Annotated in this window: 16 protein-coding genes and 1 pseudogene; 13 read left to right on the forward strand and 4 right to left on the reverse strand. The window is 60.4% G+C overall.

Going from position 1 to position 15629, the window contains the following annotated elements:
* The first annotated feature begins 145 nt into the window (after positions 1–145).
* Complete coding sequence (locus tag DFR48_RS18450) at positions 146–418, forward strand: WGR domain-containing protein (protein WP_245415655.1); 273 nt, start codon at positions 146–148, stop codon at positions 416–418.
* Between the two features lie 48 nt (positions 419–466).
* Here DFR48_RS18450 and DFR48_RS18455 read toward each other — a convergent pair whose 3' ends face one another.
* Complete coding sequence (locus DFR48_RS18455; protein ID WP_114364684.1) at positions 467–703, reverse strand: type II toxin-antitoxin system CcdA family antitoxin; 237 nt, start codon at positions 701–703, stop codon at positions 467–469.
* 137 nt (positions 704–840) lie between these two features.
* Here DFR48_RS18455 and DFR48_RS18460 point away from each other — a divergent pair, with 137 nt between their 5' ends.
* From DFR48_RS18460 to DFR48_RS18480, 5 genes are read left to right on the forward strand one after another with little or no spacing between them, the layout of a single operon-like run.
* A complete protein-coding gene (locus DFR48_RS18460) occupies positions 841–1542 on the forward strand; it encodes a CerR family C-terminal domain-containing protein (protein WP_114364685.1) in 702 nt (233 codons plus the stop codon).
* Positions 1539–2555, forward strand: a complete 1017-nt coding sequence (gene hlyD / locus DFR48_RS18465) for a secretion protein HlyD (RefSeq protein WP_114364686.1) — start codon at positions 1539–1541, stop codon at positions 2553–2555. Before DFR48_RS18460 ends, hlyD begins: the two co-directional genes overlap by 4 nt.
* A 4-nt stretch (positions 2556–2559) precedes the next feature.
* A complete protein-coding gene (locus DFR48_RS18470) occupies positions 2560–4284 on the forward strand; it encodes an ATP-binding cassette domain-containing protein (RefSeq protein ID WP_114364687.1) in 1725 nt (574 codons plus the stop codon).
* 56 nt (positions 4285–4340) lie between these two features.
* A complete protein-coding gene (locus DFR48_RS18475; RefSeq protein ID WP_114364709.1) occupies positions 4341–5426 on the forward strand; it encodes an ABC transporter permease in 1086 nt (361 codons plus the stop codon).
* Position 5427: 1 nt separating this feature from the next.
* Positions 5428–6540 (forward strand): ABC transporter permease, encoded by a 1113-nt coding sequence (locus DFR48_RS18480; RefSeq protein WP_114364688.1) that lies wholly within the window; start codon positions 5428–5430, stop codon positions 6538–6540.
* A 48-nt stretch (positions 6541–6588) separates the two neighbouring features.
* Here DFR48_RS18480 and DFR48_RS18485 read toward each other — a convergent pair whose 3' ends face one another.
* From DFR48_RS18485 to DFR48_RS18495, 3 genes are all read right to left on the reverse strand, one after another.
* A complete protein-coding gene (locus tag DFR48_RS18485; protein WP_114364689.1) occupies positions 6589–7305 on the reverse strand; it encodes a P-loop NTPase family protein in 717 nt (238 codons plus the stop codon).
* Entirely contained in the window at positions 7302–8417 is a 1116-nt protein-coding gene (locus tag DFR48_RS18490; protein WP_170141927.1) for an ABC transporter permease, read from the reverse strand. Before DFR48_RS18490 ends, DFR48_RS18485 begins: the two co-directional genes overlap by 4 nt.
* A 62-nt stretch (positions 8418–8479) precedes the next feature.
* Positions 8480–8998, reverse strand: a complete 519-nt coding sequence (locus DFR48_RS18495) for a hypothetical protein (protein WP_114364691.1) — start codon at positions 8996–8998, stop codon at positions 8480–8482.
* Between the two features lie 99 nt (positions 8999–9097).
* On the opposite strand from DFR48_RS18495, the gene neuB reads away from it, so the two are divergent.
* From neuB to DFR48_RS18530, 7 genes and pseudogenes are all read left to right on the forward strand, one after another.
* Positions 9098–10171, forward strand: a complete 1074-nt coding sequence (gene neuB, locus DFR48_RS18500) for an N-acetylneuraminate synthase (RefSeq protein ID WP_114364692.1) — start codon at positions 9098–9100, stop codon at positions 10169–10171.
* 5 nt (positions 10172–10176) lie between these two features.
* Positions 10177–10812 carry an acetyltransferase gene (locus DFR48_RS18505; protein ID WP_280956438.1) on the forward strand — a complete coding sequence of 212 codons (636 nt, stop codon included), beginning with the start codon at positions 10177–10179 and terminating at the stop codon, positions 10810–10812.
* 16 nt (positions 10813–10828) lie between these two features.
* Entirely contained in the window at positions 10829–12010 is a 1182-nt protein-coding gene (gene neuC / locus DFR48_RS18510) for a UDP-N-acetylglucosamine 2-epimerase (RefSeq protein WP_170141928.1), read from the forward strand.
* Positions 12011–12130: 120 nt separating this feature from the next.
* Positions 12131–13141: an NAD-dependent 4,6-dehydratase LegB gene (locus DFR48_RS18515; protein ID WP_114364695.1), complete on the forward strand. Its 1011-nt coding sequence runs from the start codon at positions 12131–12133 to the stop codon at positions 13139–13141.
* A gap of 9 nt (positions 13142–13150) precedes the next feature.
* A complete protein-coding gene (locus tag DFR48_RS18520) occupies positions 13151–14320 on the forward strand; it encodes a DegT/DnrJ/EryC1/StrS family aminotransferase (protein ID WP_114364696.1) in 1170 nt (389 codons plus the stop codon).
* On the forward strand, positions 14321–14998 hold the full coding sequence (locus DFR48_RS18525) for an acylneuraminate cytidylyltransferase family protein (RefSeq protein ID WP_114364697.1): 678 nt from the start codon (positions 14321–14323) through the stop codon (positions 14996–14998).
* 164 nt (positions 14999–15162) lie between these two features.
* Positions 15163–15533 (forward strand): annotated as a pseudogene (locus tag DFR48_RS18530) (transposase); the annotation flags it as partial.
* Positions 15534–15629: the final 96 nt, after the last annotated feature.

Consider the following 15629-nt stretch of genomic DNA (forward strand, 5'->3'; position numbering starts at 1 on the left):
GAGCCTGCCGTCGCACACCCGACCGGACGGCGGCACGCCTCGCACCTCCGCCGTCAAGCCATTCATAACTAAAATGAATCGGTCGACCCGGACCGATTCAACAAAGTCGTTGGACGTCGCGAATCGATTTCGCGACAGTCCTGCCATGACCGATCATCACATCTGCTCCACCGAATTGCGCCGCGTCGATCCTGAACGCAACATGGCCCGCTTCTACCTGCTCGCGATCCAGCCGACCCTCTTCGGCGGCGTCTCCCTCATCCGCAACTGGGGCCGGATCGGCACGAGCGGCCAGGTCAAGGTCGAGACCTATGACCGGCCGGACGACGCTCACCGCGCCTATCGACGCCTCGAGCGCGTCAAACGCCGCCGTGGCTATGTCGACCCGCATCAGGTGGGGTGTGGGTTAGCGGTTTAGGAGGGAAGACCGACAAGACCAGCGCGGGCTTCGGATTCAATTGGCCCCTCAGAACCGTCGATATCGATCCAGAGGCAGGCCGTTTTGACTGGCCCATGCGTTCGAGCTGGCAAGCGCGTCAGCGTTTTCACGCCGCCACCGTTCGGCCGTCGCCGTCGCGACCGCCCGCGGCGGCGCGGCCTCCGCAGTCTCGGAGAGGGTCACGTGACGTGATCTCGCCTCATTGGGCGGGGCTTGGTTCAGCAAGGAACTGGGCGGCCTCTGGGGTGCGGATCTCTTCGGCATTCACTCACCTCGTCTCGGCATCCACGATGCATGCGCACTCCCTCTCGAGCAAGCACGACTCGTCAGGGTTTGAAGGCCTGTCGTCTTCTTCTCGTCGCGACATTGACTAATTCATTCGTTTGATTTAATTTTGTTTCATGAAGAAGACAAAGCCCTCCCCCCGAGACAAACGTCCCGAGCGCGGGGACGCGACGCGCGACCGGCTGCTGGCGGCGGCGATCGACGTCTTCGGCCGTTACGGCTTCGATGCGACGACCACGCGTGCGCTCGCAGACGCTGCCGGCGTCAACCTGCAGGCGATCGGCTACCATTTCGGCGGCAAGGAAGGCCTCTATCTCGCCGCCGCAGACCACATCGCGCAATCCGTCGCGATCCATGTCGGAACAGTCCGCGAGAGCCTCGAGGTCCGCCTCGCGGCGGCCGACGGTTCCGGCGCTCTTCCCTCGGAAGAAGAGACGCGGGCCATGCTCGCCGACATCCTCGCCGCGATGGCGAGGCTCTTCACCAGCCGCGAATCGGAGGTGTGGGTGCGCTTCATGGTGCGTGAGCAGATGGCTCCGACGGAGGCCTTCGAGCGGGTCTATACGAACGCGATGAGGCCCATCCTCCAGGTGGTCGGCAAGCTGGTCGCGCGCCTGCTCGGTGAGGACGCGGCATCCGAACACGTGCGGCTCAGAGCCCTGTCGCTCGTCGGCGGGCTGATCATCTTCCGTGTCGGACAGGGAGCGGTGCAGGCTCACCTCGGTTGGAAGGATTTCGGAACACGCGAGACTGAAGCCGTCCAGGCTCTGGCCCGGGAATTGGCCGCCAGCATCGTTCGGGAAAGGGCAAGGCCATGAATAAGACCCTCGTCATCCCCGCCTTGGCACTCGTCATCGCCGCAGGTCTCGCCGCCACCTTCTGGACGGACCTGCCAGCGGGGCTCGACTGGTCGGGCACAGAGGCCGGCGAGCTGACGCTTTACGGCAATGTCGACATCCGCCAGGTGCAACTCGGCTTCCGCGTCAGTGGCCGCATTGCCGCGATGAAGGTGGAGGAAGGCGACGCCGTCCATCGCGGCCAGACGCTCGCGAGCCTCGACGCCGGCCCCTACGAGGATTCCGTGCGCGCTGCCGAGGCACAGGTGGCGGGGCTGAAGGCCACGCTCGACAAGCTGGTCGCCGGCCCGCGGCCCGCCGAGATCGATCAGGCCCGTGCGGTGCACGAGGAACGAACCGCCGAACTGCAGCTCGCTCAGCAGGCCTTCGATCGCGCCCGCCAATTGCGGCCGTCGGACGCGATTTCGCAGGCCGACCTCGATCAGGCGGCGGCAAACCGTGCCGCAGCGACGGCGCGTCTCGCCTCCGCGCGGGAATCGCTGCGTCTCCTCGAAGAGGGGTCGCGTGCTGAGGACATCGCCGTCGCCCGAGCAAACCTTGAAGCCGCCGAGGCGAGCCTTGCCGGCGCCCGCACCGCGCTTGCCGATACCGAGCTCGAGGCTCCGGCGGATGCGATCGTGCTCTCCCGTGTCCGGGAGCCGGGATCGATCATCTCGCCGAGCGACACCGTCTACGTGCTTTCACTCGCCGAGCCGGTCTGGGTCCGGACCTACATCGCCGAACCGATGCTCGGGCTGATCCGTCCGGGAATGCAGGTCGAGGTCCATTCCGACAGCGCACCGGAAAGACCTTATGCCGGCCGCATCGGCTTCATCTCGCCGGTGGCCGAATTCACGCCGAAATCGGTCGAGACGCCGGAACTCAGGACCGACCTCGTCTACCGGCTCCGGGTGATCATCGACGACGCCGACGCCGGTCTGCGCCAGGGCATGCCGGTCACCGTCCGCATCCCCGCGGCCGAGCGGGCGGAGTGAGACGATGGGTGAGACGCTCGCCCGCTTCGAGAACGTCACCCGAGGATTCGGCAAGGGGCCGCCCGCACTTGACGGCGTGAGCGGCGAGATCGGCGGCGGCGAGATCACCGGCCTCGTCGGCCCGGACGGCGCAGGCAAGACCACACTGATCCGGCTGATGACCGGCCTGATGCTGCCGGATACCGGCCGCGTCGAGGTGCTCGGCGTCGATACCGCCCGCTCGCCCCAGCGTATCCAAGACCTGATCGGCTACATGCCGCAGCGTTTCGGGCTCTACGAGGATCTTTCCGTTCAGGAGAACCTCGACCTCTATGCCGATCTCCGCGGCCTGCCGCGAGACGAGCGGTCGTCCGCCTTCAACGAGCTGCTCACCTTCACCGACCTCAAGCGCTTCACCGGGCGGCTCGCCGGCAAGCTCTCGGGCGGCATGAAGCAGAAGCTCGGGCTCGCCTGCGCGCTGCTCAAAAAGCCGCGCCTCCTGCTCCTCGATGAGCCGGGTGTCGGCGTCGACCCGATCTCGCGGCGCGAACTGTGGACGATGGTCGAAGACCTGACGAAGGAGGGGATCGGTGTCGTCTGGTCGACGGCCTATCTCGATGAGGCGGAAGCCTGCGACCGCGTCCTCCTCTTGAACGGTGGCAAGCTGCTCTTCAGCGGCCCCCCTTCCGAACTCACCGGCCGCGTCGCCGGACGTGTCTACAAGCTTCTCGACGTCGACGGGCGCCGCCGTCAGGTGCTGACCCGCGTCCTGCAACGGCCCGGCACGGTGGACGGTGTCATCCAGGGCGAGGCGATCCGTCTGGTGCTCGCGAGTGACGTGCCGCCCGCGGTGGACGGGATCGCCGGGGCCGGCGCCCGCCTCAACCCGGCCGAGCCGCGTTTCGAGGACGCCTTCGTCGACCTTCTCGGCGGTGGACCCGACGGGCGCTCGAGGCTCGCCGAGGCGACGACAGCACTTCCAGCCGCCGACGGCCGGCCGATCATCGAGGCGCGCGGCCTCACCAAGCGCTTCGGCGATTTCACCGCCGCCGACAACATCAGCTTCAGCATTCCCCGCGGCCAGATCTTCGGTCTCCTCGGGCCGAACGGCGCCGGCAAGTCGACCACCTTCAAGATGCTCTGCGGCCTCCTCAGGCCGACGAGCGGGGACGGCCGTGTCGCCGGCTTCGACCTCCGCCGCGACACGGCCGAAGCCCGCAACCGCCTCGGCTACATGGCCCAGAAATTCTCACTCTACGGCGATCTGAGCGTTGCGCAGAACCTCGATTTCTTCGCCGGCGTCTACGGCCTCGGCAAAGCGCGACGGCGCGAGCGCATTTCGCTGATGACGGAGATCTTCGACTTCGGCAGCCACCTGAAGATGTCGGCGAAGGATCTGCCCCTCGGCCTCAAGCAGCGGCTGGCGCTCGCCTGCGCGGCGCTGCACGAACCGCAGGCTCTCTTCCTCGACGAGCCGACCTCCGGCGTCGACCCGATCACCCGGCGCGAATTCTGGACCCACATCAACGGCCTCGTCGAAAAGGGCGTCACCGTTCTGGTGACCACTCATTTCATGGAGGAGGCCGAGTATTGCGACCGGATCTCGCTCATCTATCGCGGCCGCTCGATTGCACTCGGCTCGCCGGACGAGCTCAAGGCGCGCGTGGCGAGTGCCGACAGTCCCGACCCGACGATGGAGGATGCCTTCGTCACGCTGGTGCGCAATTCAGACCTGGAGGACGCGGCGTGACGGACCGCACCGCCCCGTCTGCCGCCTCCGGCCGGCACCGCCGCTTCCTCGCGCTGATGCGCAAGGAAACCTACCAGATCGTGCGCGACCCGAGCAGCATCCTGATCGCATTCGTGCTGCCGCTCGTGCTGCTCTTCATCTTCGGATACGGCGTGTCGCTCGATGCGACCCGCACCCGTGTCGGTGTGGTCGTCGAGGCCTCGACGCCGCTGGCCGACGACCTCGCGGCGAGTTTCCGCGCGTCGCGCTATTTCGATGCGGTGATCGGCCGCGACCGCCGCGCCTTCGAGGAGGATCTGGTGCTCGGCAAGGTGCGGGGCATTCTGGTGATCCCGTCGACCTTCGCGCTGGACGCCGCAAGCGGCAGCAGCCCCCGGATACAGGTGATTGTCGACGGCACCGACCCCAACACCGCGAATTTCGTGCAGAACTATGCCAAAGGCGTGGTTGCCACCTGGGCGGCGATCCGCTCCGCCGAGACGGTACTCGCACCGCCAGCGATCACCATCGAACAGCGTTTCTGGTTCAACCCGGAGCTCAGCAGCCGCTATTTCCTCGTGCCCGGCTCGGTGGCGATCGTCATGACGCTGGTCGGCACGCTTCTGACCTCGCTCGTCGTCGCCCGCGAATGGGAGCGCGGGACCATGGAGGCGGTGATGGCGACACCGGTCGGCGCGCTGGAACTGCTCGCCGGCAAGGTCGTCCCCTATTTCCTCCTCGGCCTCGTCGCGATGAGCCTCTGCGTCGCGGTCGCGGTCTTTCTCTTCGGCGTACCGTTCCGTGGTTCGCTCGTGGCGCTCTATGCTCTGTCGGCGAGCTTCCTGGTGCCTGCGCTCGGCCAGGGGCTTCTCATTTCCGCCGCCACCAAGAACCAGTTCCTCGCCTCCCAGCTCGCCCTGCTTTCCGCCTTCCTGCCGGCCTTCCTGCTGTCGGGGTTCCTGTTCGAGATCGATTCCATGCCGGCGCCGATCCGCCTCATCACCGCGATCGTACCGGCCCGCTACCTGATCCCCAGTCTGGAGAGCGTCTTTCTCGCCGGCGACATCTGGCCGATGTTCCTGCGCTCGATGGCGATCATGCTGTTCATCGGCGCCGTCCTGCTCGCACTTGCCGCCCGCAGCACCCGCAAGAGGATCGCCTGACATGTGGTGGCTCCGCCTCAAGGCCCTGATCGTCAAGGAACTGCTCGCCGTGCTTCGCGAACCGAAGGGCCGGGCGATCGTGATCGGCCCGCCGATCATCCAGCTCTTCGTCTTTTCCTATGCGGCGACGCTCGAGGTCCGCAATGTCGATGTCCTGGTGCTGAACCGCGATGCCGGGCGTTGGGGATACGAACTCATCCAGCGCATCGACGGCGCCCCGTCCTTCCGCGAGATCATCCGCGTCGAGACGCCGGCGGAGATCAGGGAAGGCATCGACCGGCAGCAGGCGATCGCGGCGGTGGCGATCGGCCCGACGTTCTCCCGCGACATCGACGGCGGCAGGCCCGCCGACCTGCAAGTCATCCTCGACGGGCGCCGCTCGAACGCCGCGCAGATCGTCGCCGGCTATCTCGGTGAGATCGTCGCCGGGCTCTCGGCGGACATCCCGGCCGGAGACCGGCTGAAGACGCGTGCGGTGGAGGTGGTGCCGCGCAACTGGTTCAATCCGAACCTCACCTATCAATGGTTCATGGTGCCCAATCTCATCGCGGTGATCGCGATGCTGATGGGGATCGTCGTGACGGCGCTGTCGATTGCCCGCGAGCGCGAGCTCGGCACCTTCGACCAGTTGATGGTCTCGCCGCTCAGAACCCACGAGATTCTCACCGGCAAGGTCATCCCGCCGATGCTGATCGGCATCTTCCACACCACGGTCTATGTGCTGGCGGCGGTGTTCTTCTTCCACGTGCCGCTTGAAGGCTCGCTTCTCTATCTCTACGGCGCCGCCTTCTTCTATCTGCTTTCGGTAGTCGGCATCGGTCTCTTCATCTCGGCAATCTCGATGACGCAGCAGCAGGCGATCCTCGGCGCCTTCCTGTTCATCGTGCCTGCGATCCTGCTTTCCGGCTTCGCGACCCCGATCGAGAACATGCCGGGCTGGCTGCAGCCGGTAACGGCCTTGAACCCCGTCCGCTATTTCCTCGTCGTGGTCCGCGGTGTCTTCCTGAAGGATCTCCCCTTCCGCGAGGTCGTCCGCAACACCGTGCCCCTCCTCGCGATCGCCTGCGTGACGCTCACCGCCGCCGCCTGGCTCTTCCGGAGACGGCTGGAGTAGATAATTGCCACTCTTGCGGGCGCTTCACGTGAGGACGATATTAGAAGCCTAAAGGAGGAAGTCGTCTTCCTGCATGGCGAAGCTCTCCTCGACTGCCGTCTCCGTTTGGGCTGATCCCTTGTCCCTGATCTTCAGCGCTTCATCGACGTCGGTGGTTCGAGTGAGTTTCCCACCCCGGATGATCACTGCAGATGTACATATCTGCTTGACGACCCTAGCCTGCCGCGCCGTGAACAGGGCCGTGCGTCCGCGAATGCGGGCGCTAAACAGTTGAAGAAACCGTTGCGTGAACGCGACGTCGTCCACCAGAACAATATTGGAATCGACTAGATAGACGTCGAAGCTCGGAATCAGAGTCATCAACAGCATAAACTGGTTCTGCAGCGGTCTTGGCCATGTGTAGATCGGGCGGTTAAGTTGCTTGGCGCCCTGGAACTCACTCGCCATGAAGTCGATAGCAAGATCTCGCTCGACGCCGTAGAGCGTAGCAAAGTGTGACGTAGCTTGCGTTCCCGTCACGGCGACGGAAAACGGGCCTGTATGACCAATCGGCCACGAAACCCAGCCTCGATAAAGCATCTTGCCACGCTGTGGAATGAGTCGACGGCACAAGAGATCAAGCAACGCTACAGAACTTACTCGAGAGTCGCTCACTAAAACCATGTGTTCGCGTGGGAACACAAACGACACATCGTCCAGGATGTTAACGTGCTTGCCACCTTGTTTCACGTTTAAGGTGACGTTCTTCAGTTCAAGGTCGGTCATGCGCGAACGGTATCCGGCCTTTTCTCGTCGACAGTGAGGCAGGCAAGCGCCAAAAGTCCCACTCCCAGCAGCCAGAACAAAACATAAATCATACTGGCATCTCGTGTCTGGTACTCATAAAACCAGAACGACCGCGCAAATTGCACTACGTGCAGCAGCGGATTAAGCAGCATAAAACTCTTAACCTGATCCGGCAGCTGCTCCGAGACATAGAAAAGTCCCGACATAATGGCGATCACGCGAATTAGGAAGCCATTTACGCGCCTGTAACCCGGGTACAAGAGCAGAAGCGAACTCGATACGATGCCGTAGGACAGCCCCATCAACCATACCAGGACAAAACAACCGAGGAAGCCCGGCAAGTTTACCGGCCAAGTGGTGAGCCCCAACCACATAGCAAGTGCAATCAGCCACGATCCGACGCCAAAATAGATGATCAGAGCATTCACCGCTCGCGCTGCCATGATGTCGAACCGACGTACTGTTGGGTGCTCCAGCTGCGGCTTCAGAACGCCCCCGCCAAACATAGAGCCGATAGCCGCCGTTCTAAACGTCAACCAGAAGCAAGCGCCGATCACGCCAAACGGGAAGGAAGGCATGTCAAAAATACTTCTCTGATGAATAAATAACGAAACGAAACAGATGATCAGCACATGGATCAGGGGATCAAGAATTAGCCAAATATATCCGATACGGTCATGCGACGCTTCGTGATTGATCGCGCGGAGCCAAAGGCTGAGAATGACTCTCAGCCTGTACACCACTCCGGAGCAACGAGCCTTTTCCTTGCTTGGCGACAGGCTGAAAAGCTCATAGGCGGACGTCGTCAACTGAGGCTCGCGCGACAAAACGTAAAAGGAGGAGGTGGGATCAATCAGTAGCCAAGCATTGTCAGCCTGACGTGCGGCCTCCTCTTCAGAGATACCGGAGAACTCTCTCTCAACTTTCTGGATCGCATACTCGACAGCGAGCCGTAACATGAGGCCGTTGCCGTCGCCCGCAGCAATTTTTTCCGTGACGAAATCGCGCAGCCGCTTGTATACTCGACGACGATCGTAAATGTCCGCGCCTTCTGGAATCTCCTTGCGCAGCAGTGGGACTGCCGATGCCATGATTCTCTCGTTTATTCCTTCGCGCATCTCAACTCCGGCGACAGCTGGTTCATCAGCAAGCGTTATGCGGCAATTTCCTGCCGATGACGATCTATGAGCTCATGCAAGCCATCAAGAGCTACAGCATGGCCAGGCAGGTGCACCAGCACTTCAAACCCCATCTCGATATTCTCAGTCGTCGCAGGCAAGTCGACAAGAAGCCCAGCAAGCTCTTCCCAAAACTCGGAGGACACCTCCACCTGTCCCGACACTGAATAGATAAGAGCTGCGCGACTTTGAGGAGAAAGATGCGCTCTTGCCGCACCGAGAAAGGCGGATTGAGCGGCGGCGCCGAAATCGGCATCGCCCAGCAGGGGATAGGCGAAACGCATGGTGGATTCGTAATCGCGCTCTCTAATTGATCGATTCATCATCGACCGGAGATATTTATTGACAGCAGCCAAGAAGGCCAAGACGTCCGGATCGCCCTCATAGTGCTTCAGAATTTCGATCGCAATTTTCTGGGCTTTTTCGGCATTTTTGTTGCGGAATGCGGCCTGAGCCGCCCGCAGTTGCGCCTGATAGTTGAATTCGAAGCTCATGCAGTCTTCCATGTTCACGGAGCGGGTTCACGCCTATTGCTGGACATCAAAACCCCACTTTGATAAGCCCAACCGACCACACCCGAGGGAAGCAATTTAATGATCATTATCGCTGAAGCCGGCGTAAACCACAATGGAAATCCCGATCTCGCTTTCGAATTGGTCAGGGTCTCCGCCAAAGCTGGCGCCGATGTGGTCAAGTTCCAGACGTTCCGGACGGAAAAGCTGGTGACGTCGCAGGCGAGGCAAGCGAACTACCAGAAGCGCAATCTTGGCGTCTCGGACGATCAGACCCAGTCAGATATGTTGCGCAAATTGGAATTGGACTACCGGGTCTTTTTCGAACTCAAGGCGGAATGTGACAGCTGCGGAATCCGCTTTCTGTCGACCCCGTTCGATGTCGGCAGCGCACTTTTCCTGATCGATGAACTCGGAGAAAGCCTCCTGAAGATCGGCTCGGGCGACTTCGACAATTTGCCGCTCCTCATTTCCATCGCTCGTCGAGGCGCGAAGGTCATCTTGTCGAGTGGTATGACGGCGCTCGGCGACATAGAGATGTCCCTCGGCGCCCTTGCGTTCGGATATCTTGCAGACGTTGACGACAAGCCGTCACTCTCCGCGTTTCAAGCGGCGTACGCCTCGGCTGAAGCCAGGCACATCTTGAAGGAAAAGGTTACAATCCTGCATTGCACGACCGAATATCCAGCTCCGCCGGAAAGCCTGAACCTCAACGCCATTACGACGATCGCACGTTCTTTCGGTTTGGATGTCGGCTTCTCCGACCACTCGGAAGGTCCGGAAGCGGCAATAGCAGCCCGCGTGCTCGGCGCGACCGTGCTTGAGAAACATATTACACTTGATCGTTCAATGCCTGGCCCCGATCACAAGGCCTCTATGGAGCCCACTGATTTTGCCGCTATGGTTCGTCAAATCAGGAACCTGGACGCCGCGCTCGGCGACGGCATTAAGCGGATGATGATTGCCGAAGGCGCTAACAAGGCGATCGCACGTAAATCGCCGGTTGCTGCCGCTCCAATCAGAGCAGGGGAGCTCTTTTCTGAAGAAAATATGACGCTGAAACGTACGCGCGGGGGCGCTCCGGCAATACGGTACTATGACCTGCTAGGTCAGCCGAGTTCGCACAGCTTTGACGTTGACGAGGCCATCCTTTGATAGGTTTGCCTCAAGAGCGCCGCCCGGTCATCATAATCGGCGCCGGCGGTCACGCCCGGGTTCTCCAGTCCAGCCTTGAGGCCATGGGGTTGTCCGTGGTGGGTGCCGTCGAGAAAGTGGGGGTTGCGGCAGCGCCGGACAGCTTGCTCGAGATCCTCGGCGACGAGATGCGGTTGTCGAACGATCTCACAACAGAATGGCTTGCCATCGGCGTAGGGGCAGTACCATCGAGAGGCGCAACAGGCCTTCACATCCGGCGCGGCATCTACGAGACTCAAGTATTACGGCGCAGGGACCGACTGGTTTCAATCATTGACCCGAGTGCAACTATCCGAGGCGCTGTGGAAATCGGACATGCCGCACAGATCTTGGCGGGAGTCACAGTTCAAACCGGAACGCGAATCGGCAACAATACAGTTGCAAATACCGGTTGTTGCATCGACCATGATTGCAGCATCGGCAACCACACCTTCGTTGGACCGGGCGCCGTTCTGTGCGGCGGCGTTTCAGTCGGAGAAGAGTGCTTCATCGGCGCGAACGCAACAATCCTTCCAGGCATTTCGATCGGAAGGAACGCCGTGATCGCGGCAGGCAGCACCGTTACCCATGATGTGCCGCACGACGGCTATAATCCACGTTGAGAGGTCAGACAATCAAATGACGTCGTCACAACGAAGGATCGCCTTTGTAACCGGGACTCGCGCCGAGTTCGGACTATTAATACCCGTATTGAAAGCACTGCGCGGCCGCGCGGGTATTGCCGTTCGGCTCTATGCAACCGGGACTCATCCGGTGTCTGCGTATGGACGCACCATCGACGAAATGACAGCGTCCGGCTTTCCGCCGGACAGAGTTGTCGATATTCTAGTAGGGGGTGATAGTTCCGCATCGATGGGCAAGACCATCGGCCTCGGAACGATCAGCTTCATCGACATTTTTGAGACGGACAGGCCGGACTGCATCGTGATCCTCGGAGACCGTTTCGAGCTGCTGGCGGTCGCGACCGCCGCTCTCTCGCTCGGTATTCCGTTGGTTCATTTGGAGGGTGGCCACATCACGGAAGGCGCAATCGATGACTCGATCCGACACGCGCTGACGAAAATGGCACGCCTTCATATGACGTCGACCGAGGTCTATGCTCGCCGTCTGCGCCAGATGGGTGAGGACCCGTCGACCATCCATGTTGTTGGCGCAACCGGAATCGACAACATCTTAGACGCCCCCCGACTCGATCTTAGAGCATTAGAGGAAAGTCTCAACTTTGAGCTTTCCGGATCACCGCTATTTCTCGTGACCCATCATCCCGTCACGTCCGCAACCGAACATTCTCCGACTGAAGAAATCAAAGAGCTTTTGGACGCCCTGGACGAATTCGAAACGGCGACCATTGTCTTTACCCAACCTAATGCAGATCCGGGAAACCGCGAAATCAACGAGGCAGTCAGGGCTTTCGTGATCCGAAAGGCGAGCCAGCGCCTGATGGTGCCCTCACTCGGATTCGTGCGATACCTGTCGCTTGCGGAGGCAGCCGACGCAGTCATCGGAAATTCCTCCAGCGGAGTCATTGAAGTCCCGAGTCTCGGCGTTCCTACGGTCAACATCGGACCCCGTCAAAAGGGACGTCTTCGTGCGCCGAGTGTGATCGACGTTGAACCAGATTCACGGTCGATCAGTGACGGAGTACGCCGAGCGCTATCTCCGGAGATGAGAGAAGTCGCCCGAAGAAGGTCAAATCCGATGGGTGACGGCACGGCTGGAAAGCAGATCGCCGATATCTTGTGCGGCACTGACTTTGCACGAGTTGGGGCAAAGGTCTTTTTTGACCTGCCCAGCGCTTGAAGCGAGGGTACAAAGAAAATAATAGGTAGCGGGAATTTCGCCGCCGCACCAAAAGGGTGTCGGGCCACAGTGACACTGGCGCGCCCTGCAGCATATTGAAACGTTTGAAGGCAAACTGAGATGCACTTGCGTGGTAAGAAGATACTTGTGACCGGCGCGGACGGGTTTATCGGATCGCATCTGACGGAACATCTGGTGAAAGCGGGCCATGACGTCCGGGCTTTCGTTTGCTACAACAGCTTCAATTCCTGGGGCTGGATCGACAGCTTCGAAAAGAACCTGCAACAATCGCTCGACATATTCTCCGGGGACATCCGCGATCCAAATGGCGTGCGCAATGCGATGCGCGGTTGCGATGTTGTCTTCCACTTGGCAGCGCTGATCGCTATCCCCTTCTCTTATCATTCGCCGGATACCTATGTTGACACCAACGTCAAAGGTACTTTGAATATTGTTCAGGCGGCGCGTGACCTCGACGTCTCCAAGGTGGTTCACACATCGACGAGCGAAACCTACGGGACTGCGCGTTTCGTACCTATTACTGAGGAGCATCCACTCCAGGGGCAGTCACCTTATTCAGCCTCCAAGATCGGCGCTGACATGATCGCCATGTCGTTCTATTCCTCCTTCGCCACCCCGGTTGCCACAATCCGCCCGTTCAATACATACGGCCCACGCCAGTCTGCACGCGCTGTGATCCCCACGATAATTTCGCAGATCGCTTCGGGTGTGGACTCAATCATGCTCGGCGATCTCGCCCCTACCCGCGATTTCAATTACGTCGCGGACACGGTCGCCGGCTTTGTGGCCATTGCTGAAAGTGAGGCCTCGGTCGGCGAGGTAGTCAATATCGGCTCCAACTTTGAGGTTTCGATCGGTGACACCGCGCGCACGATCGCCCTTCTGATGGGCCGTGACATCGAAATCCGGCAGGATCCAAAACGTCTGCGTCCTGCGGGGAGCGAAGTGGAACGTCTCTGGGCTAGCAATGAAAAGGCACGGATGCTCACTGGTTGGGCGCCCCAGTTTGGCGGATTGGATGGCTTCGAAAAAGGCCTTACGAGAACCATCGAGTGGTTCTCTGAACCGTCCAATCTCGCGCGCTACAAAGCCAACATTTATAACATCTAGGCGCCGCTCATGATCAAACGTAACATTCCGCTGGCAGTTCCGAACATCGGCCACATTGAAGAGGCCAGCGTTATGGAGGCGGTGCGCTCTGGCTGGGTTTCCACGGTCGGCCCGGCAGTGACGGAATTCGAAAGACGCGTTGCGGAGATTTCAGGGGTTGAGTCCTGCGCCGCGATTGCCAGCGGCACCATGGGCTTGCACATGGCGTTGCGTGCGCTTGGCGTCGGACGCGACGACATAGTCATTATTCCGAGCTACTCGTTCATAGCCACGGCCAATTCCGTCTCGCATGCCGGTGCCCAGCCATACTTGATCGATGTCTCCGCTTCGAGCTGGACGATGGATCCTGTGGCCCTTCAACAGTGCCTTGAAACGGAGTGTCTCTACGATGAGACCGGCAAGTTGATCCTCAAGAAAACGGGGCAACGTGTCGGCGCAATCATGCCCGTATACACCAACGGCAATCCAGCAGACATGGACGCGATCAACACAATCGCTACAGGCTTCGGTATCCCCGTCATCGCCGATGCTGCAGCCTCGATAGGCGCCCTCTACAAGGGTCGAGCGATCGGCGGCGACGCTGATCTTACTTCCTTTTCCTTCAACGGAAACAAGACGTTGACCACCGGAGGAGGCGGTGCCGTCGTCGGACGGGATCCGAAGCTCGTTGCCCGTGTCAAGCACCTGTCTTCCACGGCTCGTGTCGGCACAGACTACGAGCACGACGAGGTAGGTTTCAATTACCGGCTAACAAACCTTGAGGCCGCCCTCGGAGTGGCTCAACTGACGCGACTTGCCGAGTTTCATGCTGCCAAGCAGAAGGTCTCCGACTATTACGCGTATCGCTTCGGCGATGTCGATGAGCTTTCGCTTTTCCCACGACCGAACTGGGCGAGCCAGTCCGTGTGGTTCACCGGTGTTGTTCTTGCACCCGACGCAAAACTCACGGTCGCGGACCTGGTTGGAAAGCTCAATGAGGACGGCATCGGGGTACGCACATTTTGGAAGCCGATCCACTTGCAGCGACCCTATATGCATTGCCCGCGGGGCCCGTTGCCAGTGACGGAGGAACTGTGGACCCGTGTTCTACCTCTCCCCTGCTCAACGGACTTGTCCGATGACGATATGCAGTATGTAGCCGACCGGGTGATCTTTCATCTGTCCGAGGCTCGCCGTTAATTGCGCGCGCTGGCCATCATCCCTGCACGCGGAGGATCGGTCCGTCTACCGCGCAAAAACGTTCTCGACTTTATGGGCAAACCGCTCATTCACTGGACCGTGAAGGCTGCGCTGACGAGTGGTATATGTGACCGGGTTACCGTCAATACAGACGACATAGAAATCGCAGAGGCCGCCCAGAACGCCGGCGCAGAAGTGCCGTTCATGCGCCCGCCTCACCTCGCGACCAACGAAGCGACGACGTTCGACGTGGTCGAGCACGCAATCACGACGCTGAAGGTTGCACCTGACTATATCGTACTTCTACAGCCGACATCACCGCTGCGAAGCGGCGACGACATCAGAAGTGCTTTTGCACTGATCGAGCGAACAGGTGCTCCGGCAGTTGTTTCGGTTTCGGCCTTCGACAAACCTTGGCCGGTCCTTCGCAGGGTGGAAGCCAGCGTGCTCAATCCCGTGCCAGAGCCCTCCCGGGGAGCACCCACACATCAACTCAACGGCGCTATTTATATCGAGCGACTGCAACCCTTCCTCAACACTCGAAGTTTCACGCCGCCGGGAGCGCTTGCGTACGAAATGCCGCGAGATAGATCTATTGATGTCGATACGGCACTCGACTTCAAGATTGCGCACGCGATAGCACTGGAATGCGCAGGCCTTTTTCACGACAATGCATAAGAAGGCGGACCTCTCGGCGCGCCCACGAACGACACGCATCCCGCTCGTTGAACCTGGGTGCGCGTTTCTCACTTCAACTCAACCTGATCTGAACCCTTCAAACTGGACCAGATTTGGTTAGAGTTTCCGGTGCATTTTCGCGGCTGGGAAAGGAACGGAAGACGATGAAGGCATCGCAGTTTTCGGACGCCCAGAAGGCGTTTGTTTTGAAGCAGGGCGACGAAGGTGTGTCTGTTGCGGAGATTTGCCGCAAGGCGGGGATCAGCCAGGCGACCTATTTCAATTGGAAGAAGAAGTATGCCGGCATGTTGCCGCCGGAGATGAAGAAGCTCAAGCAGCTCGAGGACGAGAATGCGCGTCTGAAGAAGATCGTCGCGGACCTGACCCTTGATCGCGAGATGCTTCAGGATGTTATCCGCCGAAAACTCTAAGGCCTGCTCGGAAGCGGGAGATGGTGAGAGGCATGTGCCAGGATTGGGCGATTTCGATCCGGCGTGCCTGTGGGGCATTGGACTTCGATCGGTCCACCTACCACTTGTCAGTACCGGAGCAATACTCCCCAATAGTGCCGTTTGAATCTTCCCCAGGTGCTGCGGCCGCTGGTCTTCCGGGGCGCGCCCCGGAAGACCAG

Origin of the sequence: Ciceribacter lividus (assembly GCF_003337715.1) — a bacterium.
GTDB lineage: Bacteria > Pseudomonadota > Alphaproteobacteria > Rhizobiales > Rhizobiaceae > Allorhizobium > Allorhizobium lividum.